Annotated in this window: 27 protein-coding genes; 2 read left to right on the top strand and 25 right to left on the bottom strand. The window is 43.0% G+C overall.

Going from position 1 to position 24792, the window contains the following annotated elements; translation table 11 throughout:
* Nucleotides 1-61 precede the first annotated feature (61 nt).
* The 5 genes from D082_RS09825 to D082_RS09805 all read right to left on the bottom strand — a co-directional run bounded on the left by D082_RS09825 (nt 62) and on the right by D082_RS09805 (nt 5798).
* A complete protein-coding gene (locus D082_RS09825; protein WP_028947839.1) occupies nt 62-1210 on the bottom strand; it encodes a glycosyltransferase family 1 protein in 1149 nt (382 codons plus the stop codon).
* Nucleotides 1207-2613 (bottom strand): hypothetical protein, encoded by a 1407-nt coding sequence (locus D082_RS09820; protein ID WP_028947840.1) that lies wholly within the window; start codon nt 2611-2613, stop codon nt 1207-1209. Before D082_RS09820 ends, D082_RS09825 begins: the two co-directional genes overlap by 4 nt.
* A 53-nt stretch (nt 2614-2666) precedes the next feature.
* Complete coding sequence (locus D082_RS09815) at nt 2667-3842, bottom strand: glycosyltransferase family 4 protein (RefSeq protein WP_028947841.1); 1176 nt, start codon at nt 3840-3842, stop codon at nt 2667-2669.
* 6 nt (nt 3843-3848) lie between these two features.
* Nucleotides 3849-4301 (bottom strand): hypothetical protein, encoded by a 453-nt coding sequence (locus D082_RS18330; protein ID WP_144428732.1) that lies wholly within the window; start codon nt 4299-4301, stop codon nt 3849-3851.
* 381 nt (nt 4302-4682) lie between these two features.
* The gene (locus D082_RS09805; RefSeq protein ID WP_028947843.1) at nt 4683-5798 is read right to left on the bottom strand and encodes a glycosyltransferase; all 1116 of its coding nucleotides are present in this window, start codon (nt 5796-5798) and stop codon (nt 4683-4685) included.
* Between the two features lie 164 nt (nt 5799-5962).
* On the opposite strand from D082_RS09805, the gene D082_RS09800 reads away from it, so the two are divergent.
* The gene (locus tag D082_RS09800) at nt 5963-6832 is read left to right on the top strand and encodes an ATP-grasp fold amidoligase family protein (RefSeq protein WP_158506507.1); all 870 of its coding nucleotides are present in this window, start codon (nt 5963-5965) and stop codon (nt 6830-6832) included.
* A 68-nt stretch (nt 6833-6900) separates the two neighbouring features.
* On the opposite strand, the gene D082_RS09795 is transcribed toward D082_RS09800, so the two are convergent.
* The 14 genes from D082_RS09795 to D082_RS18325 all read right to left on the bottom strand — a co-directional run bounded on the left by D082_RS09795 (nt 6901) and on the right by D082_RS18325 (nt 19464).
* Nucleotides 6901-7383: a DUF29 domain-containing protein gene (locus tag D082_RS09795; RefSeq protein WP_028947845.1), complete on the bottom strand. Its 483-nt coding sequence runs from the start codon at nt 7381-7383 to the stop codon at nt 6901-6903.
* A 37-nt stretch (nt 7384-7420) separates the two neighbouring features.
* Nucleotides 7421-8299 carry a glycosyltransferase family 2 protein gene (locus tag D082_RS09790; RefSeq protein ID WP_038530680.1) on the bottom strand — a complete coding sequence of 293 codons (879 nt, stop codon included), beginning with the start codon at nt 8297-8299 and terminating at the stop codon, nt 7421-7423.
* Nucleotides 8300-8395: 96 nt separating this feature from the next.
* Nucleotides 8396-9319: a hypothetical protein gene (locus D082_RS09785; RefSeq protein ID WP_144428731.1), complete on the bottom strand. Its 924-nt coding sequence runs from the start codon at nt 9317-9319 to the stop codon at nt 8396-8398.
* A gap of 256 nt (nt 9320-9575) precedes the next feature.
* Nucleotides 9576-10556, bottom strand: coding sequence for an FkbM family methyltransferase (locus D082_RS09780; RefSeq protein ID WP_028947848.1), 981 nt, complete (start codon nt 10554-10556; stop codon nt 9576-9578).
* A 40-nt stretch (nt 10557-10596) separates the two neighbouring features.
* On the bottom strand, nt 10597-11760 hold the full coding sequence (locus D082_RS09775; protein WP_028947849.1) for a glycosyltransferase family 4 protein: 1164 nt from the start codon (nt 11758-11760) through the stop codon (nt 10597-10599).
* Nucleotides 11761-11764: 4 nt separating this feature from the next.
* Nucleotides 11765-12739, bottom strand: coding sequence for a glycosyltransferase family 2 protein (locus D082_RS09770; protein ID WP_028947850.1), 975 nt, complete (start codon nt 12737-12739; stop codon nt 11765-11767).
* Nucleotides 12740-12741: 2 nt separating this feature from the next.
* Nucleotides 12742-13179 (bottom strand): DUF29 domain-containing protein, encoded by a 438-nt coding sequence (locus tag D082_RS09765; RefSeq protein ID WP_028947851.1) that lies wholly within the window; start codon nt 13177-13179, stop codon nt 12742-12744.
* A gap of 111 nt (nt 13180-13290) precedes the next feature.
* Nucleotides 13291-13842: a Uma2 family endonuclease gene (locus D082_RS09760; RefSeq protein WP_028947852.1), complete on the bottom strand. Its 552-nt coding sequence runs from the start codon at nt 13840-13842 to the stop codon at nt 13291-13293.
* A gap of 113 nt (nt 13843-13955) precedes the next feature.
* A complete protein-coding gene (locus D082_RS09755) occupies nt 13956-14462 on the bottom strand; it encodes a hypothetical protein (protein ID WP_028947853.1) in 507 nt (168 codons plus the stop codon).
* Between the two features lie 20 nt (nt 14463-14482).
* Complete coding sequence (locus D082_RS09750; RefSeq protein WP_028947854.1) at nt 14483-16078, bottom strand: hypothetical protein; 1596 nt, start codon at nt 16076-16078, stop codon at nt 14483-14485.
* 103 nt (nt 16079-16181) lie between these two features.
* On the bottom strand, nt 16182-17171 hold the full coding sequence (locus D082_RS09745) for a glycoside hydrolase family 105 protein (RefSeq protein WP_051738794.1): 990 nt from the start codon (nt 17169-17171) through the stop codon (nt 16182-16184).
* Between the two features lie 269 nt (nt 17172-17440).
* Nucleotides 17441-17965 (bottom strand): Uma2 family endonuclease, encoded by a 525-nt coding sequence (locus tag D082_RS09740; protein WP_081857636.1) that lies wholly within the window; start codon nt 17963-17965, stop codon nt 17441-17443.
* A 75-nt stretch (nt 17966-18040) separates the two neighbouring features.
* Nucleotides 18041-19024 (bottom strand): glycosyltransferase family 2 protein, encoded by a 984-nt coding sequence (locus D082_RS17390; protein WP_028947856.1) that lies wholly within the window; start codon nt 19022-19024, stop codon nt 18041-18043.
* 5 nt (nt 19025-19029) lie between these two features.
* Nucleotides 19030-19464, bottom strand: coding sequence for a hypothetical protein (locus D082_RS18325; RefSeq protein WP_144428730.1), 435 nt, complete (start codon nt 19462-19464; stop codon nt 19030-19032).
* A gap of 16 nt (nt 19465-19480) precedes the next feature.
* Between D082_RS18325 and D082_RS09730 the strand changes: the two genes are divergently transcribed.
* Nucleotides 19481-19684: a hypothetical protein gene (locus D082_RS09730; RefSeq protein ID WP_038530674.1), complete on the top strand. Its 204-nt coding sequence runs from the start codon at nt 19481-19483 to the stop codon at nt 19682-19684.
* 97 nt (nt 19685-19781) lie between these two features.
* Here the strand turns inward: D082_RS09730 and D082_RS18320 are convergent, their stop codons facing one another.
* The 6 genes from D082_RS18320 to D082_RS09705 form a co-directional block, all read right to left on the bottom strand.
* The gene (locus D082_RS18320; RefSeq protein WP_144428729.1) at nt 19782-20384 is read right to left on the bottom strand and encodes a hypothetical protein; all 603 of its coding nucleotides are present in this window, start codon (nt 20382-20384) and stop codon (nt 19782-19784) included.
* 3 nt (nt 20385-20387) lie between these two features.
* Nucleotides 20388-21386 (bottom strand): glycosyltransferase family 2 protein, encoded by a 999-nt coding sequence (locus tag D082_RS09725; RefSeq protein ID WP_028947857.1) that lies wholly within the window; start codon nt 21384-21386, stop codon nt 20388-20390.
* A gap of 28 nt (nt 21387-21414) precedes the next feature.
* Complete coding sequence (locus D082_RS17385) at nt 21415-22413, bottom strand: glycosyltransferase family 2 protein (RefSeq protein WP_028947858.1); 999 nt, start codon at nt 22411-22413, stop codon at nt 21415-21417.
* A 92-nt stretch (nt 22414-22505) separates the two neighbouring features.
* Nucleotides 22506-23231, bottom strand: coding sequence for a CmcI family methyltransferase (locus tag D082_RS09715; protein ID WP_202963073.1), 726 nt, complete (start codon nt 23229-23231; stop codon nt 22506-22508).
* A gap of 243 nt (nt 23232-23474) precedes the next feature.
* Nucleotides 23475-23717 carry a sulfotransferase family protein gene (locus D082_RS09710; protein ID WP_028947860.1) on the bottom strand — a complete coding sequence of 81 codons (243 nt, stop codon included), beginning with the start codon at nt 23715-23717 and terminating at the stop codon, nt 23475-23477.
* Between the two features lie 39 nt (nt 23718-23756).
* On the bottom strand, nt 23757-24791 hold the full coding sequence (locus D082_RS09705; protein ID WP_028947861.1) for a glycosyltransferase family A protein: 1035 nt from the start codon (nt 24789-24791) through the stop codon (nt 23757-23759).
* Between the last annotated feature and the right edge of the window lies 1 nt (nt 24792).

The following is a 24792-nucleotide window of genomic DNA, read 5'->3' as shown; positions in this document are numbered from 1 at the left end:
ACTTGCCTTGTACCAACTTGATAGGCTTTGGTAAGGGCAGAAAACTTGCCATGATTGTAGTTCAGCTAACCGGCGATCGCCGATGTTGCCCCACTGAATCGTACAACTCTAGTAATTTTTCTGCCATAATTTCCGGGCTAAAACGTTTGGCATTTTCTAAACCAGCTTTAATCAATTCCATTGTTCCGTTTGTATCTTCCAGTACAGAGCGGCAGTGGCTGACTAAACCGGCCACATCATTAGGAAAAGTTGTTAGGGCGCCATTACCCACTATTTCCGGCAAAGAACCGGCATTGGAACATACCACTGGACAGCCAAAGGCCATGGCTTCTAGGGGAGGCCAACCAAAACCTTCATAGTGACTGGGAAATAAAAGGAGGGAAGCACTGAGATAGAGTTTGGCCAGGGCTTGGTCATCGGGATGGGGTACAAATTTGATTTTTTCCGCTAGCTCTAGTTCTTGAATGATTAGTTTTAATTCTCTATTCGGCTTCCCCCCCGCCATGATTAACTCAAGGGCATGATTTTTTATTAACTCAGCAAAAACTTTAACTACAGTAGTCTGGTTTTTATAAAAGCCGCCATTACCAATATGAAGAATCAGCCTTTTGCCTTGCTCAATCCTTTCTTTCCAAGCAGGAATTGAATTGGGGAGGAGGGTCAGAATTTCCCCTCTAATTGTGGAAGTAATACATTTTAAAGATTTGGTTTTACCGATATTGTCTTGCAGATCTTTGCCAGTGCAATTACTAACAACACAAATATTTTTTTGGTTCTTAAGGGATCGTAGATTCTGCTCAATCAGCCAACGGGCAAAAATACCAGGGGGGGCAATGGGAAAATGTCCCTGTTGCTGTAGTAGGGGAATTAAGTCATGGAGAGTGACGACACATTTTTTGGGGTCAAGTTTATTGAGGACATAGGAGGTACTGCCGTCAGTCAAATGAAATAGATCCGCTGAAGCCGAGTAGCTCCGCAGTTGCCAAGGGGAAATGAAAGTTAGCCAGAGTTGCTGGAATCTCCGCTCCAATGTGGGGCTTAGAAGGGGAAGACGAGGAATCAGGTCTAGCAAATCAATTCGGGTCAGCTTAACCTTATCAGTGTGGGCTGACAAAACTTCCATTAGCATCTGGGTGTAGATCCCCATGCTGTTGGGGGTTTTGCTAGAGCAAGTGGTGACCAGAGCCACGGCCAAAGGCGGTTGTTTCATCTTTCAGCTGGGGAGGTATTGGCCGGTTGCAGAGGAGGCCATGGGTAGGGAGGGCGGTACAAAAGAGCCTGCCGATCCTTGGCAAAAGATAAGATTAACCCCAGGGAAAAGCCGAGGAAAAAAGTAATAAAGGCATCAGCTAGGATTTGCCCCGAGACAATTAGACCACCTATATTGGCCAGCAAAAATGCCAATAACCCGGCACCATACATAGCCAAGTAACTCCGCAGACTTAACAAAGTTTGCACTTCCGACCAAGCTGAACGCAGTAGGGCGACCATGAAAAACATCAGGGCAAAGAAGCCGGGAACCCCTAGTTCTACCATGATCCGACTGGGACCACTCTCTTGCCATGTGCGAGGGCGAACCACGTTGAGATTATGGGTACCCGGGGAGGCGGAGCCTAGGCCACTGCCGAAAAAGCCTGATTGCTGAACTGTGGCAATTAAACTTTGGAAGCCATGTTTTTGCAGTTGGTCCGTTGTGTCGGTGAGATTATCCCGGTAGTAACTGACGTAGGTGGAATCATCGCCGAGGATGTTGCTGGTGTAAAGCATGATCAGGGCGGGGATAACCACAATGGGCACCAGGTTAAAGAGCTGAGAAGTGTTCCTCGCTCTCAAATAGATCAAGAAAAGGATGATGGCTGCCACGGGCAACATGTAAAACATTTTCCGTCGACCACAGAAAAATAGGGCCACAATGGCTATGGAACAGATAATCAGCCAGAGGAAGCGACGGGGCGGTTTGCTGGTGGTGGCTAGGAAAAAACTCAGCATAGAGGTGGCGGCGGCATGCCACCCCATCACGTCTGGCGATCGATAGAAACCGGCCACTAGCTCGACCACATAGTTGCCGCTGTAGCGAATCCAGTTCATTTCGAAGGCCTTGGTGCCCAGGGTAATCCAGCCAGGCCTGAGGTTGAAGTATTCTAAAAAAGTCCCGCTCAACATTATGGTGGAGATAAGACAATAAAAGCTAATTAATTTGCGGATGTCTTGGGGGGAGCGAGCAAAGTGAAAGCCAAAGGCGATGGAAATAAAAAAAATACCATAGGCATAGATGCCAAAAACGGTCAGTAGCCAGGAGTTAGCACTGTAGGTCAGGGAGATGAAGGCGGCGGGAATACAGGCAAGCAGAAATAGATTAAGGCGGTTACTGGCAATGGGGTATAAACTTCTGATCTGACCAAACCAGTTTCTTTTGCCCAATAGTCCCACCAGCATGGCCAACATAATGGGGGCCGATGCCAGTAGTACAATGCTGGGGGCACCGGGAATCATTTTCCGTAGGGGGTCCTGGACTGCCGTAAGGAAGATCAACCAGTAGGGGCCTGTACGCCAATTGCTCAAACTGGAGATGGTGCCCAAAAATGCAATCAGTATGACTGCTCCGAATGCCATAGGATTAATGTCGATCGCCAGGGATCGACCAATAGAAATAGAGAAAACACATATCAGCCAGAGACAAAATTGAGAGCTTGGCTAATGCCAGCCACAACCTTTTGGTAGTTATACTCTGCCATAACTTTTTGCTGGGCGCTTTTACCCATGGTAGCTAGACCGATGGAACTAAGATCAATGGCAGTGGTTAGGCGATCGCCTAGTTGATCAATTTGTCCTAGAGGGTAAGTCCAACCGGTCTGTCCCGGTGAAATCAGGTCAGCATAGCACCCCACTTGGTCGGAGACGATAGCTGGTAAGCCACAGGCCATGGCTTCATTGACCACGAGGCCCCAGGTTTCCCCTGCATCGGACGGTAACACCAGACAATCGGCGGCAACGTAGGCCGCCACAATTTCCGCTTGATTGAGGAAGCCTGTAAATTGCACCGGCAAATGATGCTCCTGGACGAAGGCTTCACAGGCAGGCCGCAGTTGGCCATCCCCCACCATTAATACCTGTCCCGTTGCTTTACCATGCTCTTTCAACCCGGCGATCGCTTGCAATAAATCTAGGGGACGTTTTTTCGGCACAAATTTGGCACAGTAGAGAAAGGTAACGGTGTGGAGGTCTAGATGAAATTTTTTCCGTAGGGTACTTTTCTGACCACGAAGATGATCCGCCTGATGAGCAAAGCGGTCATTCTCAATGCAGTAGGGAGTAAAAAACAATTTTTCCGGCGGTACGCCGCTGTCGAGATAAAACCGTTGGTTAGCCTGGCCAATGTATAAACAGGCTCCATACTGGGCAACTAAGAGACGTTGCAGTTGCCTTTTCCAGCCCGGCCGCCAGCTCAAATTATTGGACTCCCCCCGCACAATACAGGGCACTTGATTCAGACGACAGGCCGCCAGCAGTTGCACACAACTTTTGGCCACCCAACCATTGACGATGAATGCATCCCAAGGCTGACGTCTGACAATGGCAAAAATCTCGGGGGTATCACAGCCATTAAAACTAGTCACCGATGGGGCCTGGGCCACATTGGTCAACACTTGGTATGGATAGCTGTCTAGCAGAGGAATGTCCCACTCAAAAGCCACCCCAAAACCGTCTCCCTGTTGGGCAGCGTTGGGAATCAGGGCAAAGAAAACCTGTAGATCAATACCTGGCTTCTGGGCCAGCAGGCGAAACCAGGGCACTTGATATTGAATGGGATGGGTTGTTAAGACTCCAACCTTAAGGGGCATAACTGATCACATGGAGGGGGGAATGGTAAATTCTGTGCGTAACTGATGGGTAATTTTTTTCCCTTTCAGTAAAAGTCGGCCATACCGTCGCAAGGCTGAGTCCGGCGGGCGTAGGGTAGTGGCATAAATGTTGCTGTCGTGGAAACGGTAAATGGCGGCGGGGAAGGGAATGGGCTGAAGGGGAAAACCCATTTTTTCCATGCAGGATGGGACATAGGCATGAACTACATAGCGACGCACAAAATAGTTTTCACCAGTTTCTTTGGTTAGGTCAATGTTAGTATCTGGATAGGGAGCCCTGTAGGGATTGAGGATAAAGCTACTGCCACATTCATGGTAAAAATTCTTACGTTGGAATAAATAGCCGGGCAGTTGGGCATCGTTGCGATAGCCCCTATTAATAAAATAACCATTGGGATTTTGTTGATTAAGACAGTATGATACTAGATTGGATGACACAAGATCATCTGCATCCAATACCATAAAGTAATGAGAGCTATTCCGGCGGGATTCCTTAATCCCAGCTAAAATTTTTCTACCCTTGTCTGACCTTTGCATAAAAATCATTTGTTGGGCAGGGCTAGCTGTCAAGGGATAAATTATTGGCAGATTGACTTGGATAAATTCACATTTTTGCTTGTCAAAACTTACATCAGGAACTTCATGACAGATAATTAAAACTCGAAATCTCTGGTCTGTTTGATTGCAAGCGGAACGCAGGGTTTCTTCTAGAATTTGGCAAGCTCTTTTCCATTTGTTCGTTGTGCATTTTGCCAAAAAAGGAATAAGGAAGGTAAACAAGCAGTGATTCCTTAACTGAACACAATACCCTTATATTATCTAAACATTGAGCAAAAATTGATTAAGGGGTTGGGAGACTTTGGACCAACGAAAGCGTTCTGCATTGGTCAATGCTTGGGCGGAATAGGTTTGCCATATTTGCTGATCAGTTAAAAGGGATTGCAGGCAACTGACACCATGGTCCAAGTCCCCAGGGGTGATAATCAGACCCCCAGGTCCCGCCACCTCTGGAGGGGCACACACGTCCGCTACCACCGTGGGGGTGCCAAAAGCCTGGGCTTCGACTGCTGGTATGCCAAAGGATTCAGAGCGGCTGAGCAGACAAAAAACCCTTGCTCGGCGATAGTATTCCTGGAGTTGCCCCACCGAAACTTTGTCGGTAATGATGACAAAGGCTTTTAGGTTCAATTCCTCTATGAGAGTCATAATTTTTGAGCGGTAACCGTCACTACTCCAGGGGCCCACCAGGATAAGTCGGGCAGGAGTACCCTGTTGGTGTAGCTGAGCCAGCAGTTGCACCACCTCTTCAATAACCTTATGGGGAGTCATGGCGGAAACCGTCAGTATTTCCAGCGGCCGTTCGGCAAAATCAAGATAATGGGTTTGGGCATTGAGATAGGTAGCGTCATCAATACCCACATAAAGAATCTCTCCGGTCTGGGGTTTAGCACCGCTATCCTGTTCATACAATTTAGCCACGTAACTCGATAGGTAAAACATAGCCTGGGCCTTTTCTTGAGCCTGTCGGTATCCCTTACGTTGGAGCCAAGCTTTGAGTTTATCCGCTGGACTGTAATGGAACCGGGAAATGTAACACCAGGGATTTTGGGCAATTACAATTTGTGGTAATTGGGTGCCTGGCACCAATGCCCCAGAGGTGGAAATAATTAGTTCCGCCTTTAGTTTTTTAAGCAGGGAATCCAATTGGGTAAATTGCCACCAGAGCCGAGCGGGCCAGTTTTCGCCAAAGTTGGGGCACTCCAGCCAATGGAAGTTTGGCCCCAGGTCACAGCATAGGTCTCGGTTATTGTGGTGATGCAGAACGTAAAACTGATGGCGATCGCCTTGATACTTGGCTAGCATGCGGAGATGTCCGGAAATGACGTGGCGGCCGGACAAATGATTAATGGGCAGGGCGTCGATGACAATATTCATCTAGTTAGGTCTTTGGTCTCAATGTCGGAGGTGGAATTGGGCCCCTGGCTCAGTGTCAGCATAGCAAATGGACTGATGGATGGGATGGGATGATGTTGTTTATGTTGAAAATTTTTCTTAATTCAAGAATCCAATTAGGCTGTTTACTATTCTTAACCACCGCCGTGAAGAAGTTCCGTTCTCTCCTGCTCAAAGTTTTGCCCATTCGGTTGCGCTTTGCCCTTAAATATATGGTGATTCATCGGCGGTTTTCTTTGCTGATTAATCCCAAATTATTTAATGAAAAGCTAATGTTACGCTTAGCTTTGGATCGTCGACCATTATTGATCACCCTCAGCGATAAATTACTTTGTCGGCAATATGTGGCCAGTAAAGTTGGTGCTCAACATGTCAGTGAGTTACTCTGGGAGGGGGAAAATCTCCATGCTTTACCCTGGGAAAGTTTGCCAGGGCGCTTTGTGCTTAAGGCCAACCATGGCTCCGGGTTTGTCAAATTAATTGCCAATAAATCGGAGGTTAAGCGGGATGAATTGATAAAGGAAGTCAATGGCTGGTTAGGGAAAAATTATGGTGTTGATTCTTGGGAGTGGGCCTATACCCAAATTGAACCCCGCCAATTAATGGTGGAAGCCTGGATTGACGCTGATTCCCAGGATGATCTGGGGGTGCCGTGGGATTATCGCTTTTTCGTTTTTGCTGGTAAGTGCGCCATGGTGCAAGTTGACACTGACCGAGCATTAAAAGAGACCAAATCTTCCTTTCGATTCACAGCAGATTGGCAGTTTATGCCAGCTATTTCCATTTATCCGCCGGGGATAACTATTCCTTCTCGTCCCGACCTATGGGAAGAGATGATTGCTTTGGCTGAAGCGGTGGGTAGGGACATTGATTTTGTCCGGGTGGATTTGTATGACAGTCGGCCCCATTTAACCATTGGGGAAATGACCATGTTTCCAGAAGCAGGAACGGAAAAATTTCGAGACTCAAACCACGAACGTTGGCTAGGCAAATTTTGGCAACTTGAGCTTAGTTGAGTTTCTGTTATATTGGTTCGTCTCCGGCCTGACTCTATTTAATAAGGGAGAAATCTTACATAGGGAAATCAAAAAAGCCCATAAAAGTCATCATCAAGAATCTGAGCTTGGGAAAAAGGACATTGCTGAGGGTAGTCACTAGCTCCATGCACAGGAACGCCAAACTTAGCCCGTTGACTTTCTTTGATGGCCAGTTTTCTGGCATCTCCATAAGCTTCTGCTAAGGCTGTGTCCCAATAGGATTTTAGGGAGGGGTTTTTTTTCAGTTGTTTCTGTACTCGTTGGCGATGCTCGTCGATGGAATTATACCAACTATTTTTCGTAGTATCAGGCGCATCCGATTGAACAGTCAATTTGAGCAAATAGGCAATTAAAACTGCTAAGTTACTTTCTAGGGCTACCTTACTAGAATTACCCAAGTCATTTAGTTCCTCGATTAAGTGGGCAGTATCAACCGCTTCAAAATTACCTTCGTTAAGACATTTAGATGTTTCTGTCAGCCACTGATAAAAGTCATGTTCGTAGAGGTCAGTTAGATTTAAAGAGGACATAAACTTGTTCTAGTCTGGTTTTAGCTTAGATTTTAGCTTAATTTTCCTGGTCAAAGTTGGGGTAATCAGGCCCCTGTTGGACTTTACCAAGGGCTTTAACAAAGCCCCTCACTTCCGCCAGTAGGGAAGGAATGATCCACCAAGGATGGGTGAAATGATGCTTGGTGCGAATTGACCTCAGAGGTCGCCAGAGTAACTGCCTTAGCCACCCTGGGGGCTTTGATTTGAGTAGGTAGTAGTAGGCACCAAAAGTATGGGCCGGCTGGGCGGTTCTGAGGTGATGGCCGTAACTTCGGGTGCCCCCTCTTTCAGCCCGGAGATGGTGGATTCGGGCTTGGGGTTCGTAGGCAATTAGCCCATACTTTTGACAATAACGGTGGGCAAATTCAGCTTCGTAGCGGTAGGCCGCCCCAACAAAGTTTTGGTCAAAGCCCCCTAGGGCAATGGCTAAGTTGCGTTTGATGGAAAAGTTACCGCCCATAAATTCCCTAATTTGTTCAGGACTTGTGCTGTTGAAACGAAATGGTTCCCCCGGTTGCAAAGGTTCAGATTTTTCCCTCGGCTGTAGTACTTGCCCCGCCACTAAATCCGCTATTTGTTGAGCTTGGATGTGGGCCGTTAACAGTTGGCGATCGGGAATAATATCATCATCGAGGAAGAGGACAATTTTTCCCTTTGCTTCCTGTAAACCCCGATTCATAGCGACGGGAATAGATGGTTCTGGCAACTTTAACCAACGAATTTTTTTCTGCATATCTAATTCCTGTAGTTGCCTTTCTACTTCCACGGGATGCTGGGGAGTTTGATCAACAATTAATAGCTCAGATTCCGGGGTGAGCAACTCCGTCAAAGCGTGGATAGAATCCAGCAAGACTTGGCTTCGCTGGTAGGTGGGAATAATAACGGAAAGTTTCATTATGCTCGTGGATTGACCATCAATGTCGGAATAGATAACTGTTTGGTCTCTTGTCACAGTCATGCCATTGCACCTTGATGGCGAACAATTCAACGTCTAGTCTAACCAAATATTTTTCTTTGTTAGATCTTTTATCAAAGAACCTAGGTAGAAACGAATCTGCCAGTATTTGGTATATTTTCTGAAAGTTGGAAAAAATTCGTCTGGCATTTGATAACTCGATACTATCTCTTTTACTTTATTCATCGACATGTCATAGCCTATTTTAGTAGCAAAGTCTAAGAACTCAGGATGCCGATGATAATTTTGCCATTCCTCGCCAACGGGACGAATTTCACGGTCATGGCCACTAGTTTTATTTTTATAAGTGGATGGAGCAACCAAATTTGGTTTGGCTATTCGACAAAAATCAGCAATGTGAGAAAGTAAGGTTTCATCGTTGAAAAGTTTATTGCTGGAAATATTCATGATTTCAATGTCAGAATACAGTTTAGCTATTTCAAAACCATAGGCTGTTATTTCTAGCCATCGATATAAACTTTTTTCGAAGGGGCTCATAGTTGGCCAGCGGGCACTGAATTCCGGGAATAAGACCCTTGAATGCATCGGTGATATTGCCCAAGCGGGGTTTTTATTTTTGGTATAGTGTCCTTTGTTGGTTAATGATCCTGCAACAGCAATAGGGTGGCGATGTAACACTAAAACTTTTAATTGATTACCTATAAGTGAATGGAGTAATGGCACTAAAGCAGATGTAGTCCAACCAAATTCAATAACCGGGCGACCATCCGCTAATTCTAACCATTTTTCAACTTGTCTACTGATGGACAGATTATCAAGCATGGTTTTTTGTAAATTTGATGTATACGACCTATGATACATAGCAGGTTTTGCTACATTTGCATGAAGACTTTCGTGAAACACATATGCGTTTAATTGAGGTATATTTTGAAAGCTTTTATACAAAAAAGTCGTGCCACAACGTCCAGTGGATATTGTTAATACAATAGGATTAGCCATAAATTTTCAGTGAATTATATTAAGGTTTTATATGTTATAGTCAATCAAAGTAAGATTGAGACAACCAAGGTCTTTACCAAAGACGCTTTTAGCTCTGGTCAGTGTCTTACTTTTAATTAAATCAACTATAAGTCGAATTGGTGGAGCTAAGTTGCCAAGAAATTACGGTAAAAGCAACTAACATTTAAAGATTTGAGTGACTTTCTTTTTTAGAATAGCTTGCTTATTTTGATGATTTTTAAATCTGTACTTAAAATTAGTATTCAAAATTAGGAGTAAGGTTCTCAAACTCAGATAGTTGTTCTTGATGAACAGCCAATAAATTTGTGAGTTTGGAAAATTCTTTTGGTTCTATTAAATTTCCTTGCACTAAGCTAGATATTTCATAAAATTTACAATAGCCTAATTTTTTTAAGAAATCTAGTATTTCACATATTGAAACACCAGCTATGCTTTGAGCTCCAGGATTTACTTCAAACCAAATAAAGGGAAATTGTTCTTTCAAAAATAATTGACCTCCCTGAAAAACTAATAGTTCAGCTCCCTCAACATCAACCTTGATTAGATTGACTTTTGAGAGTTGCATTTCTTCGGTGATCTGATCCAAAGTTTTAACATTGACATTAATCTTAGTGGTTTTGGAAGAACCTCCAGCATGTTCTTGGAACAAAGAACCAATACCAGAGGAACGGCTGGGCACAGCAAATTCTTCCAGTCCAGTTTGATTACTCAGCGCAATTTCAAGAACTGACATTTGTTTGAGTTGGTTCTGAATTTTACTTTGCCTTAACGCTTCAGCAAGACGGGGTTGAGGTTCTATGGCGATTACTTTTCCTTCACCGCCGACTAGTGTTGAAGCAAATAGGGTGAACATGCCATAGTTGGCACCTATGTCTAGAAAAACATCTCCTGATTTCAATAACATTTCTTGCAATAGAAATTCGCTTTTATTATTGGAAATAGACGGAATGGTGTGTTGATAAACTTGAAAATCAAGTAAATTTAAAACAATGTATAATTGCCACCTTTCTATCCAAATCGAAATCAAGTTTTTGGTTTTATAGGGAAAAATTGAGAAATATTTTTTTGCAATTGTGAATAGTTGATTGCCACCAAAAGTTCCTCCATTACTTCGCTTTCTACCTTTGGAACACCACCATAACCAGAGACGGAATAGGAGGGGGAATTGAGTGAATTCTGGGGAGTCAGACCAGTTATTTGCTTTTATAATTTGCATTATTCTTTATACAATTTTTTTGAAGTTATCTGTGCGGTAACTAGGAATTAAACAAGGATTTATAAAAATTAGACATTTCTATCGCCGATAACTTCCACGACAATGACTTGGATTGAATGATAGCCTTATTTTCCACATTTTGATTGTCTACTTCGGTTACAATTCTTCTTAAGGTTTTGACAAATTCAGGCACATTACCAACTTCACACAAATAACCGTTCACACCAGATTGAATGTAATCATGCATGCCCCCTTCATCTGATGCAACCACACATAATCCCCTTGCCATAGCTTCAAAGGGAGCTTTTCCAAACCCTTCGTAAAAACTGGGAAATAGAAATATGTCATGTGAATCATACACCTCCACCAGTTTTTCAATTGGGCGATAATCCAGGAGCTGCACACGCTCAGAGAGCGAATCACTGATCTTCGATTTAATTTGATTATGATTTTGCTGTGCACAAACCCAAGTAAATTGTAAGTCTCTATTTTCATTTAGTATGTTATTGATGATTTCAATTAAAATTTCTGATCCCTTAAAAAAAGCATACTGTCCAACATGAAGAATTTTATTTTTACTGCTTGTTGTTTTATTTCCTTTATTTATTGGAACTTCAAACAATATATCCGATACTCCATGGTGAATTTTGATAATATGGCAATTGCTAAGACTAAACTTAGAATTGAGGAAGTCACAATCTAACTGGCACCCCACAATAATCCCATCACAATATTTGACCACTTCATGCCATTGTCGTTGCAGCAGTTTACGTAGAGTAGCGGTAACAAATGTAGGAAATCGAGATTCTTTTATCCCCAGTTTTTTATACCAATAGGGTAAAACTTCATCAACCCTAAGTTCCACACCATGACTGCGGTTAATGACCAAACCTTTGAAGCCAGATTGTTTTAAAGCTTTGGCCGCTAAATAAGCCTGGGGCTGACTCATTTGCACAACATCATACTTTTTTTTGCTGACGGCTTTCATCACAGCATGACGATAGGCTCTGGGTTGCTCCAATAGGGAATGGAGATTACCGTGGGCAATGCGCCTAGGCCCCAGGTCATCAGCCCAAATTTCGTCCACTTCATGGCCCAATTGTCGTAGAGCTTGGTTGGTGTAGTAGACTGTGCCGGCCGCCCCAGAATTGGGGTCACAGGGGGTATCAGCAACCGTCAAAATACGCAACGGGGAGGGGGACATGGGGTTAATAGGTTAGGGAATGGACTTTAGCAAAGGGAAATTGGACAAGGCTCTGGGCTAAACGGCACCAACTCCTCCAATGGGTGGGACAAAGACTCACTGTCTGCCAAAGATAGCCGATCGCCCGCCGATCGCCATTGGTGAGTAGTTGGGAACCTAGAAAGTAGGCAGCTCTGGCCAGGGCCCGGCGATCAGGGGTCTCTTTTTGGCCCCGACGGGTTAGTATCTGGGTCCGTAAATGTTGGGCTTCTTCCAGGTAGGGTACTTCAGATTTTCCCTGGAGACGAGCTGTTTTGCATAGTTGCCCTAATTCCCCAAAACGGGCTTGAATAACTCGATTCAGGCCAGAAGTGGAACCCATTTCCCGACGGTGGACGTACAGTACGGCTGGCACACTGGCAAACTGCACTTTTTGGGCCATACGGAGCCAGAGGTCCGAGTCCTGGGCAAAATAAAACTCCGGACGATAACCACTAACAGCATCATAAACAGAACTACGGAAAAGTACACTGCCATGGGCGGGGGGGCCCTGGCGATGGTGCAATAACTCTTGGGTAGCGTGCTCGGGCGTTTCAGATCTTTTAATTATTGATAAGGGTTCACCTTGGGGGCCAATGTATTGGGTAGTACAGGATACGAAACCAAGGCGGCTGTTGCTATTTATCAAGGCCAACTGTTGCCCCAGGCGATCGGGCAAGGAGTAATCATCCGCATCCTGGCGGGCAATAAATTCCCCCTTGGCGGTGGCACAACCCCGGATCAAAGCTTTAGTCAATCCTGTATTTTCTTGGTGAATGACCTGCAGGCGGCCATCCTGGGCTGCTAGGAGATCCAAAATTTCCCCCGTGCCATCGGTGGAACCATCATTAATGACAATGAACTCAAAATCCGTGAACGTTTGCCCGAGAATACTCGCTACCGAAGCTTGTACCCTTTGGGCGTCGTTATAAACGCTCATCACCACGGAGATAGTCGGCATAATTACTTTTGCGGCCAAAAATTAGGATCTTGCAGTTGCTGGGTAGTAAAGGGAAAGTGCTGGGGAAAAAACTCCTCGTCCAAGCCAGTTTCCCGGATCGCTAAATCTAGCGCGTCGGGCCATGCGTCCGCCAGTGCCTCTTGCCAACGACTTTTGAGGCCTGGATTACGGCGTAGGAGGCGATCAATTTTGCGACGCTGTTCCCGAATGGTAGCCCTCCAGGAATTGGATTGCTGGTCGCTCTGGTATTGCCATTTGAGCAGATGGGCGATCAAGATACTGAGGCGAGAACTTAACTGGTCATAATGGCGGTTGCCCAAATCCTCTAACTCCTCCGCTAAGTGTTGCCAATCCAATTGCCCGATGTTGTGGTCAGCCAAGGCTTGGGCCTGTTCAATGGTCCAGCTATAAAAATCTCGTTCGTAAAGAGGTTGGTTCATTGGTGTGATTCTTTGCCCTAATGGGAAAACTTAGGTCTAGGCATTTTTTGTGCCTTTATCCTGAGTCGGTGCCAGGCCTATATCAGCGGGGGAGTTGAGGGCAATGGGCAACTAGGGATCGATGAGTTGCTGTACCTCCAGGGTGTGGGCGGGGAAAGCCATGGGGGTGATGGTGCCAGAGGTTAATCTCTCTTCAGCGGTATATTGTCCATTTATCACAGTCCGAAATACCCATAGTTGTCTATGTTGCAAGTCCACAACCCAGTATTCCGGGATGCCCGCTTCTGCATAGATAGATTTTTTTTCGTTGAGGTCCTTGCTCAGGGTGGCGTAGGACAACTCAATAATCAGGTAAATATTTTCGGGGTAAGGATGGTGCTGGCGGTATGCTGGTCCCAGAGGCTGAACGACGGCAATGTCCGGCTCAGGCTCGGAATAGTTGGGCAGGGTAATGGGTTTGGCGTCCCTAATTTGGGCTTGCCCCTGCAATTGGCGGCGCAAGTAGTCGGCGACTTCAGTGTTGGCGTAGGCATGGGGCTCCCGTTCCGGTGCCATAACGATAATTTCTCCCCGTAATAGCTCCACCCGTTCATCAGACCATAGTCCTTGGTCAATGGCTTGGTGATATTTTTCGGTGGTCCATTTATAAGTAGTTAACGCCATGGTTGACTGTAGATTAACGGAGTGCCATGCCAATTATCATTCTTTTCTGGCTTTTCTGGCTTTTCTGGCTTTTCTGGCTTTTCTGGCTTTTCTGGCTTTTCTGGCTTTTCTGGCTAGATTTGCCTGGGGAAACACCGTAACCACAACAGAGTGAGGGTTATGCCCACCACTGCACCCCCATTACGGCCCATTATCGCCCCCACCAAAATAGCCTGACGACTAGGATTGGGTAACTGCCATTGCATCGGTTGCCACAGGCCCGTTTGATAGAGGATGTGGGACCCAAATGCCCCCAGACCAATGCCGATGCCGGTGATGGTGGCCACCGCCAATAAACCCAGTAAGGGGCGCCCAAGGGCTAACGGCGATCGCCGGCCGACGGTTTGAGCCGCTGCTAATAGGGTGCCAACAAACAGTCCAAAACGCAGTCCCCAATCTTGGTATTCGTAAGGAATAACAATGTAGTCGTAACTAAGACGATGGAGCATTTTACCCAACACTAAGCCTCCGACCGCCCCCAATGTGGACCCCAAGCTAACCAACACCAACCAACTCAGCAGGGGATACCAAGGGCGATCGTGCAGAAACCTGCTACGGGGCAAACCAAATTTTTGGCTCATAGGAAAATGTCTCAGAGAATTTACTCTTTGAACAGTGCCGGGGAAAGAACTTGGGGAATTTCTTGGGTGGCGGGGTGCTGATCGTAATTTAGCCAATGGGGCCCTGGGCGAGGAATGGACCAACCAGCCCACCATTGGGGATCTGTGCCGGGGTTGGGGTGACCACTGCGGGGTAGCGTAATCATCCGATTGTCACGGACTGTTACCCCAGGATGCCAAGGGGGATCTTTACTGCCCTGCACGGCGAAGGTGTTATCCTCCACCACTACGTTTTCCACCGGCGGCCCCCAATAGGCCAAATAATTGCCCACAAAGGTATTATCGCGAATGTGAATATTTTGGATCGGGCTACGGTTATCGGGAGCACCGGGTTTATACCAAGGATTGAGCAATTTGACTTGGGAACCGTTCACTCCCCCGGCGGGATGGAGAAAGCGGTTATTTTCCACCAACACTGGGCCGGTTAGTACGGGGCTGGTGCCTAAGTTTTGATAAAAGTCGTACACCAGGTTCCGGTGAAAGTGGATCTGCTGGGCGAGGCCGTCCATTTCGATGGCGTCGTCGGTGCCGTACATGAGCAGGTTGCCGTAAATATCAGCCCCATTTTGGTCGGGGTAGTTTAAGCGGGGGGAAATTTGCAGAGCATCGCCGCTATGGGTAACAAGGTTATGGCGGACAGTTAGGTGGGGCGCACTGGAGGAAATCAAGCTGGAGGTGGAGTAGTGGGCGTACACATCTCGCCAAGGAAGCCATTGCCTCAGCCATTTATATTGGGGATAGTTATGGTACAGATTATGCTCAACGGTCAGATGGGATGGGGCCTGGAGGTGGGGTTGTCCGCTAATGCCAATACTGGCACCGGTCAGTAGGCAATTTTTGATGGTAACGTGGCCACTATCCCAGAGTAGAAAGCTAGAGCCAACCCCCAGTTCTAAATTTAGGCCGTCAAAGACGAGATGTTTTGCTTCCAGCCAAATGTTGGCCACTCGGCTGTTACCCCATTCTCGGGGGGAAGGGATCCGACGGTGAATTGCTAATTTATTGTTATCCGGGTTTTCTCCATTGGGTAAAAACAGATACAAGCGGTTGCCGTTGGGGTCAAAGGTAAAAGCTCCGTAGGCGTTAGGCTGGGCCGTTAATGTTTGCAGGCGTTCCAGCCCTCCCCAGCGGACATGGTACAAAATTCTGTTCCCATAGAGGGCAAAGTAGATGGGCCAGAGGGTTGCCGCTGAATAAATACCTCCTCCCTCAGCTTGCCAGACTAAGCTTGCTGTTACTTCTGTGGGGGCTTGGTTGGTGATGGTAACGGTGCCGGGTTGCTCGGCCCGAAAGGTTATGGGGCGATTGGGCCGACCACCTCTGCGGATACGCAACTCTTCCCGATAAATACCCGGCAAAATAATAATTTCTTCCCCTGGAGCGGTCAGGTTGGCGGCCCGTTGGATGGTTCTCACTGCGGTTTGGGAACTACCACCTAAATACCAGTCTTTCCCTTGGGGGGATACGTAAATTTTGCCTTGTCGTAACCAGGGTAAGGTCGGTTGCCAAAGGTTAATTCCCGCTAGGATGACACCAAGAATTATCAGGGTGTCACGAAACCAAAAACTTGGTGTCATTGAAGGTCCAATAAGTCATTGCTCCAAATGAAATTAAAGGTTGTTTTCAACCATTTTTGTCGGTGAGTTATAATCCTTGAGCCCCCCAAATTATCGACTAGTGTTATCTGATCATTTGGAGCAGTTGACTACCGGCCAACAAAAACCCCCCGACTCCATAAACTTCGGTGGTTTCATAGCTAGTAGCTCCAGGCTTGACTGACATGGTTTGAACATAGCCCAACTTGCCATTGGGATGAATTGCTTGAATTAAGGCATTCCAACCAAGTTCAACACTATCTTGGTACTGTTCTTTGGGTAGGTAATCATGATTGATTCCCCAAGTTAAAGCATAAACAAAAAAGGCAGTACCGCTGGTTTCTGGATTGGGTAGATGTTTAGGATCTAGTAAACTGGAGCGCCAGTAACCGTCTTCGCTCTGTAAGGTTGCTATTTTTTTCGCCATTTCTTTGTAAAGGTTTTCATAACGAGGACGGGAAGGAAAATCTGGAGGCATAGCCTGCAACACTCGTACTAAACCCGCTAAAACCCAACCATTACCACGGCTCCAGAAAACTTTTTTCCCATTGGGTTCACGTTGCTCAAAAAATCGACTATCTCGAGAATAAAGGTTCTCCTGGGGATCATAAAGGTAGTCAGTAGTCTTCCACCACAAACGATCCATTAAGCGCAGGTAATTTTCATTCGCAGTAGCTTGGCTAACTAAAGCTAAAGCAGGAGGAGCCATGAAAAGAGCATCACACCAGGCCCACTCCCGATTATGAATATTGTTATTCCAGGTTAATGATTCATCAAAAGGCAACGTTAACATCCAATCAAATAGTTCTATGCTCGGATCTAAAATTTCTGGTTTACGATCAATGGAATATAGTTGGGCATAGGTTTGGATCACAGCTTGATCGTCCGCAAATAAACGATTAGAACCAGGTTGATAAGCATTTTTACTGGCCATTTTTCGCATGGCTTTTAGATAGCGCTGATCATCAGATACTGACGCTAATGCCATCATCCCCGTGTAATAAGTCGCCTGAGTCCAATGAGTTGGGGGGTGTTTGGAAGGATGCTTCAATTGCCAATCGGCTACTCTATGCATTGCTTGGGTAACTGCAGATGTAGTTAAATTCGGGGATAGGGGAGGGGGAGATTGACATCCCAGCACAAGCACAAAACTAATTAGAAAAGCAAGAAAAATTTTCCATCTCCATTTTTTGTTATGGCATTGAAACCACGAATATGGCGACATTATTTTTAATAAATTAAGAATAACTTCAGATATTGCAAGATAGTTATTAAGTTCTTGCTAATGTTTGTAAAAAGAACTTTTTAAGTTTTTGTTCGATTACTTAATCAGGATAAAAAAGATCATTCATTAATTGTTGCCAGGAGTAAGGAAAAATAGCGGGAAAGAGATCGGGTGACAACCCTGTTTCCTTGATTGCTCCTTTGTGGCCATACTTGTAACCCTAATTTGAGCAAATAATCATCTTGCCAATTGGCGCTTACCACCTCGATCGCCAATTTAACGGTTTCTCCTTGGGTAATGGTAGATCGCCGCTTCCACATTGGTTCTTTCTGTTTAAGAGCCTCATTATCCAGCACCATAACATCGGGGATATAGGCTGATTTATCTGTGTTGATTGCCTTGACTAGGCTCTGGCAGGGAATCAGCAATGGTAAGTTGAAGCGTTCGATATAAACAGATAATTTTGATGCCAAAAAACCAGCTACCTGTTCATGGGTGCCAGTTGGTTGCATTTGAATGATTACTCCACGGTGTAATTCGAACCGCCCTTCGTAACCGTCGGGATACCAATCCAGGAATTCCCCTAGGGTAACAAGCTTTTCCAACTGGGGTGGGTTGGCGCTAGTTTTCTCTTCGACAAACATCTCTACTGCTTCCCCTGAATCTCATATAAAGGCTATTTTAGTTCACACCAATGGCGATCGCCGAATGAAGCTTTTTCAACCTTTTTTGATGGCTTCCATCCAAGTAACAGCCCTGGGCCAACCTAGGGTTTTTGTTAAGGCTTTAAAGGTTCTCATTTCCCAGGGAGTTTTGTGAATAGCGACCATCTCTGTGGCAAAAGTCAGAGCTTCATTGGCTTCTGGGATCAGTTCCCTTTCCCCACACATGCGGGCAATCCAAAACATTTTTCGTGAAAACTGTTCCAAATAACTCCAATCCGTAAGTCCCTGGGCTTTCATCCTCAGCCAAATTGATTTATGGGCCCGGAAGAAGTCTCTAGTCAAATTGGGAGTAAACCCAGAACCCATGCCACTGGCCCGATCGCCTTGGTGGTCTCGGACAATTACCGCCACTTCGGGTACATGGACTGTTTTGACCCCTAACATCCCAGCCCGTAGGTCATGTTCCCAATCTTCCATGCAACGAAAATTCCCCCAAGGGCCAATGACTTCACACACACTCCGCCGCCATAGTGGGGCATTGGTGTCCCAACCCCGTTGGGGCAAAAAATCAGGAAAAATACTGTCTATCTTCTCTGTTGTTCTGGCCCAGGGCTTCGTTTCCCCCGTTAGCATGTTTTTTCTCAGGGTAATGCCATAGGCTACCCCCGCATCAGGATTATTCCTGAGGGCTTTGACCTGTAACTCCAGTTTGGTGGGTTCTAATAAATCGTCCGAATCTAGGTATTGGATAAATTCTCCTCTAGCATGGGCTAACCCGGTATTCCTGGCGATCGCCTGCCCGGCATTAGCTTGGTAGATATATTGAATTGGCACCGGGCTATTTGACTCTATTCCATTGATCTGTTCTGAAGTGTTATCAGTGGAACCATCATCTACAACAATAATTTCAGTGGTCTTATAGATTTGCTTAAAAACTGAAGTCAAACAATCTCTTAAAAGATTAACTCTATTAAAAGAAGGAATAATAATAGTTACCAGTCCAGACTGTAAGTGGTTTTTTTGAAACTTAAAATCCATAGCAGCTACTCATAACGCTCAAAATCTTTTTTCCAGACTAAATACCTATTCATAGATATGCCATTGTCTTGTGCTAAAGTCTCTATGCTCTCGCCACGATTAGATGCTTCATTTATTTCTAAGATTAAATTTGTAATATATTCTTTTGACAAGTAGAAATTGTCAGAAAAATTTGGAGAATAGGATCGTGAAAGATCAATGAAAAAAAGATTTCTGTAGAGATAGGTAAAGATTAAAATCAATATTAGGTATTTTGCTATCAAGCGTAGTTTTGATGCTATATTGAGCTTGTTTGGAGTGCTTAATTGACGATTTTTAAATAAAGTAAAATGAACCAAGGAAATAAACAAAGTCAAAACAGAAAGATAATAAAATCTTGGCTCATTAGTTGGTATTCCAATCAAAAAAGAAAGCAAGAAAGAACAAAATAAATAACCCAAAGAAAATTGAAAATAGTTGAAAGACTTGGATTTTAAAAATTGCGTATTGATTGTAGGAGGTTTAGTAAAATTAAAAGAAGAAAGTATATATACAGCAGACAATAATAAAAAACCAAGCAGATTTAAGAAAAAGTATCGTGGGGATAGGAAATCTAAAAAAATAACAAATAAATTACTAGCAGAATCGAAAAAAAGAGAAAGTTTAGGTGTGGGAGAATGACTTGAAGACTGTCCTGAAAAATAACGCCAACTAAACCAACCAAGATAAGAGGGAAGTAGAAATAAAAATAGTCGGAAAGCTACTTTTATGTTGCAATCTAGGTAAACAAAAAAAGAAAAAGTGGACCCAAAATCACAGAAGAATTTCTTGTCATCAAGCACAAGAAAATCATAAATGAAAATGAAATATTGTAAATTGTTGATTCTTTAGCAAAACTTGAATTTTTTTTAAGGCTAATAATTAAAAACAAACAACCAACAAGGGGAAACCATAAAGTTTCTGAAAGTAGAGAAGTATAAAGTTGTGGAATAGCGAATATGATAAAAATGTTGCTGACTAAGACTATATACAATTTCTCTTTAAACTCTGAGTTTATCAGCATAGACCAAACAAAGGCACACATAAAAGCAAGAGAAAGAATTGAAGTTTTAATTTCAGCTAAAGACAAATATTTATCTGTTCCTGTCCATATAGATAAGTAAAGAGAAAATAAAGGCGGCCACGCAACTATAGATTTTCCTAGTAAACTTTTGTATCCTGTCCCTTGTGCTATTGAAGTTGCGGCTTCCCAATAAGACCAACTATCAAAGCTTATAACAAGAGAGTTTTTATTTAGGAAATAGACTAAAATAGTAGTGACTAGTGCACAAGAAAAAGATGTAAATAAATATTTGTAGTTTAATTGTGAAGTGATGTTCATTAGCTAAAATTTGAGTAGAATAAAGATCACAGACTTTAGTAAAATTTTATGGAAATTTAAATTGAAAAATAAACTAGGGTTAAAAACAAGTGCATTTATAAAAATATTCATAATTGCTTGATTTGATTGAGCGGTTTGAAGTGGCTTCGAGTAAGAAAAAAATAACTTGCCAGGTATTTTCTCTTTCAAAATCCTAATGGCTATGTTAGAAGGTGATTTTTTTTGCAACCAGTTTATAGTGTCGTAATAGGCCAAAATATTTGAGTAATTAAATTCTATTGTATTCTTGCCTTTAAAGCACGATGATTGACTATTAATTCGATAAATTGACACAGATTGATTGGTGGCTTTCACGATTTTTTGTGTAGATATAGCCCGTATGAAAAGAGCATGATCTTCGCTAAATTTTAAATCAGGGAACCCTTCCAGCTTTTGTAGACTACTGTTTCTAAAGGTTATAGTACTGATATGGATACCAGAGCCCCCAGAAAAAAAGCTAGCAAGCGAAACAGGCTCTCCAATTTGTAAGTCGGAGAAATTATTTATCAAAAAGTTAGAGTTTGGATAATTGGATTTCAAGAAAGGAGTAGACAATGTGGGACAAGGTTCCTGGTATCTCTCAAACAGTCCAAATGCCGCATCAATACTTAAATCATTATCCAGCAGTGAAATTACTTCATCAAAACGATTGGAAAAGTAAATATCATCAGCATCTAGGAAAGACACGTAAGTACTATCAGTGTGCTTTAGAGCCTGATTTCTTGTGAAGCTTACCCCCTTGTTTTGATTATTGGAATGAGTGAAAACCTTAATTTCTAAATTTTTATTCTGATTCCTGAATTCGTAAACTTTTTCAATACTTGAATCTGTAGACCCATCATCAAAAACAATAATTTTTAAGTTTTCATATGAAGTATCTAAAATAGATTGCAATGAATCGATAATTGTTTTTTCATTGTTACAAACGGGAATAATTACCGTGACGCTTGACTTCCTTTGCATTTGTGCAACTATTTTGATTTCTAAAGTTCTAAAGACTTACATGGTCTGGGTTATATTTACCTAAGAGCATATTGAATGAGGATTTCCAGAATTTAGGTAAAAACAAAAGTTCAGGATTTGAAACTACCATTTGCATAGGAGGAAACAAGATATTGTTCATTTTATGCTTTACTCCTCTAGCATAGGTCGTATAGTGAAAATATTTATTAATTATTTTATGTTTAAGAATATCTTGAAATTGAGGGTCTAAATTATTTTTCTTTAGCCAGGAGTAGACATTAATGTAAGACATAGTATCTTCCCAGCGAAAAGCAGCGGTTGATTGGTTCGTTGCACAGGTAGACTTGTCATGTAAGTGATATCTGCTGTTTGCTTCCGTTCCGGCCGAAACAAAGCCACCTAAGCAAAAAAGTTTCAACCAAAGAGGACGCTCTAAACAATATTTAAGATTAGTTGGAAACATTCCAGCTTTGTGTAAAGCATTTCTTCTGACTGTGATCGCATTGGTTTGGGGTAATGCTCCACCTTTAAGTATCTCCTCAATCATTTTTAGTGAATCTGATTGGTTTTCGAAAATACTTGACACTAAAAATTGAGATTCATTTTCATTTAAAAAGTCATTACTTAACAAATTAACTGTTTCTCTAACCAAAGCATATGGTTCGCAAACTGTATTAATTGCTTGATTACTTTCCATCATTGGAATAGCTATTTCAAATCTGTTTTTTCTGTATGTATCATCAGCATCTAAAAAAGTAATATATTCTCCTAATGCCTGATCAATTCCCAGATTACGAGTTTCTGCAATTCCTTTGTTATTTCGATTAGGATGCTCTAATAGTCTTATCCATTTAGTACGAGAGGTATAACTGCTGATAACATTTAAACTTTCATCTGTAGAACCATCATCAACAATTATTAAATCCAGATTAGGATATTCCGTTGCAATTACTGACTCTATAGCTCTACCTATAAAGCGAGCAGTATTATAGCTTGCAATCACAACGCTAACTTTAGGTTTTTTCATTAGTGCAAAAAAAGCTACTCGAATTTTTATTTGAATAAAGGTTAAATATAATAAGAGAGTTGAGGTCTTCAAATATTAAAAACTAGGTTCAATTATTGAACTCGTTTAAGAAAGCCAGATGGGCTAAAAGACAATAGCAATTTTTCATTAAAAGAGTCGATAATAAATAGTTTGTTATTGTTGACAAATCGCTGAATTGCCTCCATTGGCCCAGGACCACAGTTAGGAAGGACAGGGTTTCCGTTAATATTACTATCCTCAACAATTATATAAGAACCTATAGTTACTAGCGGTGAATAAAGCTTTAATTCTTCAAATACATGGGATTCAGAATGGTCTGAATCCAGAATGACTAAAATACTTTCAAGGTTATCTATGTTGAAATCAGATTTTAATTTTTGAAGAATCAATGGATCAGTTGACGAACCTGAAATATATTTAATCCTTGAGTGATTAGGTCTCTCTGGTTCAGTATCTATATCAATGGTTACAACTAAGCCTTTATTTACTAAATCACATATACTTGCAAGAAATAAAGCCGACCCCCCAAATCTAGTGCCAGTCTCAATAATTAAGTCCGGTTTAAGATTGAAAATTAATTCTTGATATAACCATAAATCAAGCGGGCATTTCTCTGTTTTAACTCCTAAAAACCATGTATCTGCCCAAGTTTTACCACTACGGAAAGAATCATAGTATAGACCGTGAAAATCATCTATTATTTGCTTGTGATTTGCAGGATTTTTCCAGGGTAAAGCATTCGGATTATTTTGATTTCTGAAAATTTTATTTTTAATTTTTCTAAACTGATTAATCACAATAAAACTCCTGATAGCTATAGCTAATGGATTAGCTGAACGAGATCTTAAGTTGTCAGCACAAATATTTCATGGAAGAACTGCCACTATATTCCCTACAAAGTTATCACAGGGAAGGATTGATTGGTAATTTATTAGCTATTTTTATCAGCTCAGTTCCTGTTTCCAAAGAAATAGCTGATATTTTTTGTTGAATAAAAGTATAGTTTGGAGTTATTGATTTAACCATTTTGTTTAGATGAGCTATGTTTTTGGGGATTGATAACTTAACCATTCTACCCACTTTTTCTTGAGGGGACTAAATGGTTCATGAACATACCAAATTCCCGATGCGGCTAACATGCTAGCAAACCAAGTTGTACCACTGCGGTGGGTTCCTGTCACAAAAATAGGTCGACCGGCGGGAACCCGAGCTATTTCTTGCCGTTGTTCGGGGTAGTCTTGCCACGCTTTAATTACTTTACCCGTTGTCAGCTTCCAATTCATAATTATGATGGTTTGAAAAAAGCGTAGTTTACCGATGGTTTATGGCTTAGTTTCTCCCCAAGCCCGTGCTCGCAACTCATCAATTCTTTGTTGCACAGGCATTTTTAACCGAGTATCACACAACTGGGCATTACGATCGCCGCTAGCTTTCTTCGGGGCCACAGGATGCCAAAGGTGGATTATGGGTAACCAGCCCCCCTCGGCAATATTTAGAGTTCTCAACCTATCCATAAATTCATCATCTTCCCCTCCCCAACCCCAAAAAGCCTCATCATGCCCGCCGATATTCAAATAGGCTTCCTTTGTTGTTGCTACAGGGGTACGGTTATTAGCAATAATTTTACTGATGGTCAATTTATCAGGCAGTTGATGTTTGTCTTGGATATGTTTAGATGTAAATTGATCTAGGTAAAAAATCAATCTAGGTGGGCGAACTGCGTCTATGCCTTTGTCTAAAACATCGGCAATGGATCGGGCAAATTGTTTTGGTGCAAGCATATCAGCGTCATGGAGAACAACATATTTTCCACGGGCTTGTTTTACACCAAAATTGAATGCCCAAGAGCGATTATAAGGAATATCGGGAGTAGGAATATTTTGATGAAAATATCTGATATTTTGGGGTAGTATTTTTTCAAATTCTTTCTCCCAACTCTGCTCAATAACAATAACTTCAATATCTATTGCCTCTTGAGCTTCTAATGAGGCTAAGCAAGCAAAAAATTGGGGGAGACGACTTTTTCCTCGCACACCTACAATAATACTTATCTCAGGTTTGAAACTTTCGTTGGCTACATTAATGGGGCGAAAGTTAACTGGCCAAATATCTAGACAATGGAGCAATAATCTGCGCCCAACTTCTGGAAAGAAACGAGCCGCCGTTAACTGAGAGCTAAATTGCCACTGGCAAATTCTACCGCCGGTAACTGGATCTATTAGTAACTGCTCAGAACGATTGCATAAATCTAGCCAGCTCAGGCCAAGGGATTCCGCCAGTCTGGGCGCTTTCAATACCAACTCTGTTTTCCAACGTTCATTTAACCAACAACCCAACTGTTCTTTTAGTGTTGCCATT

It is taken from the genome of Synechocystis sp. PCC 6714 (assembly GCF_000478825.2).
Classification (GTDB): domain Bacteria; phylum Cyanobacteriota; class Cyanobacteriia; order Cyanobacteriales; family Microcystaceae; genus Synechocystis.
This window is presented reverse-complemented; position numbering and strand designations above follow the sequence as displayed.

Coding starts and splice junctions, on each gene's coding strand:
- D082_RS09825 (WP_028947839.1), bottom strand. CDS start 1,210: ATGAAACAACCGCCTTTGGCCGTGGCTCTGGTCACCACTTGCTCTAGC.
- D082_RS09820 (WP_028947840.1), bottom strand. CDS start 2,613: ATGGCATTCGGAGCAGTCATACTGATTGCATTTTTGGGCACCATCTCC.
- D082_RS09815 (WP_028947841.1), bottom strand. CDS start 3,842: ATGCCCCTTAAGGTTGGAGTCTTAACAACCCATCCCATTCAATATCAA.
- D082_RS09805 (WP_028947843.1), bottom strand. CDS start 5,798: ATGAATATTGTCATCGACGCCCTGCCCATTAATCATTTGTCCGGCCGC.
- D082_RS09795 (WP_028947845.1), bottom strand. CDS start 7,383: ATGTCCTCTTTAAATCTAACTGACCTCTACGAACATGACTTTTATCAG.
- D082_RS09790 (WP_038530680.1), bottom strand. CDS start 8,299: ATGAAACTTTCCGTTATTATTCCCACCTACCAGCGAAGCCAAGTCTTG.
- D082_RS09785 (WP_144428731.1), bottom strand. CDS start 9,319: ATGGCTAATCCTATTGTATTAACAATATCCACTGGACGTTGTGGCACG.
- D082_RS09780 (WP_028947848.1), bottom strand. CDS start 10,556: ATGCAAATTATAAAAGCAAATAACTGGTCTGACTCCCCAGAATTCACT.
- D082_RS09775 (WP_028947849.1), bottom strand. CDS start 11,760: ATGTCCCCCTCCCCGTTGCGTATTTTGACGGTTGCTGATACCCCCTGT.
- D082_RS09770 (WP_028947850.1), bottom strand. CDS start 12,739: ATGCCGACTATCTCCGTGGTGATGAGCGTTTATAACGACGCCCAAAGG.
- D082_RS09765 (WP_028947851.1), bottom strand. CDS start 13,179: ATGAACCAACCTCTTTACGAACGAGATTTTTATAGCTGGACCATTGAA.
- D082_RS09760 (WP_028947852.1), bottom strand. CDS start 13,842: ATGGCGTTAACTACTTATAAATGGACCACCGAAAAATATCACCAAGCC.
- D082_RS09755 (WP_028947853.1), bottom strand. CDS start 14,462: ATGAGCCAAAAATTTGGTTTGCCCCGTAGCAGGTTTCTGCACGATCGC.
- D082_RS09750 (WP_028947854.1), bottom strand. CDS start 16,078: ATGACACCAAGTTTTTGGTTTCGTGACACCCTGATAATTCTTGGTGTC.
- D082_RS09745 (WP_051738794.1), bottom strand. CDS start 17,171: ATGCATAGAGTAGCCGATTGGCAATTGAAGCATCCTTCCAAACACCCC.
- D082_RS09740 (WP_081857636.1), bottom strand. CDS start 17,965: ATGTTTGTCGAAGAGAAAACTAGCGCCAACCCACCCCAGTTGGAAAAG.
- D082_RS17390 (WP_028947856.1), bottom strand. CDS start 19,024: ATGGATTTTAAGTTTCAAAAAAACCACTTACAGTCTGGACTGGTAACT.
- D082_RS18320 (WP_144428729.1), bottom strand. CDS start 20,384: ATGAACATCACTTCACAATTAAACTACAAATATTTATTTACATCTTTT.
- D082_RS09725 (WP_028947857.1), bottom strand. CDS start 21,386: ATGCAAAGGAAGTCAAGCGTCACGGTAATTATTCCCGTTTGTAACAAT.
- D082_RS17385 (WP_028947858.1), bottom strand. CDS start 22,413: ATGAAAAAACCTAAAGTTAGCGTTGTGATTGCAAGCTATAATACTGCT.
- D082_RS09710 (WP_028947860.1), bottom strand. CDS start 23,717: ATGAATTGGAAGCTGACAACGGGTAAAGTAATTAAAGCGTGGCAAGAC.
- D082_RS09705 (WP_028947861.1), bottom strand. CDS start 24,791: ATGGCAACACTAAAAGAACAGTTGGGTTGTTGGTTAAATGAACGTTGG.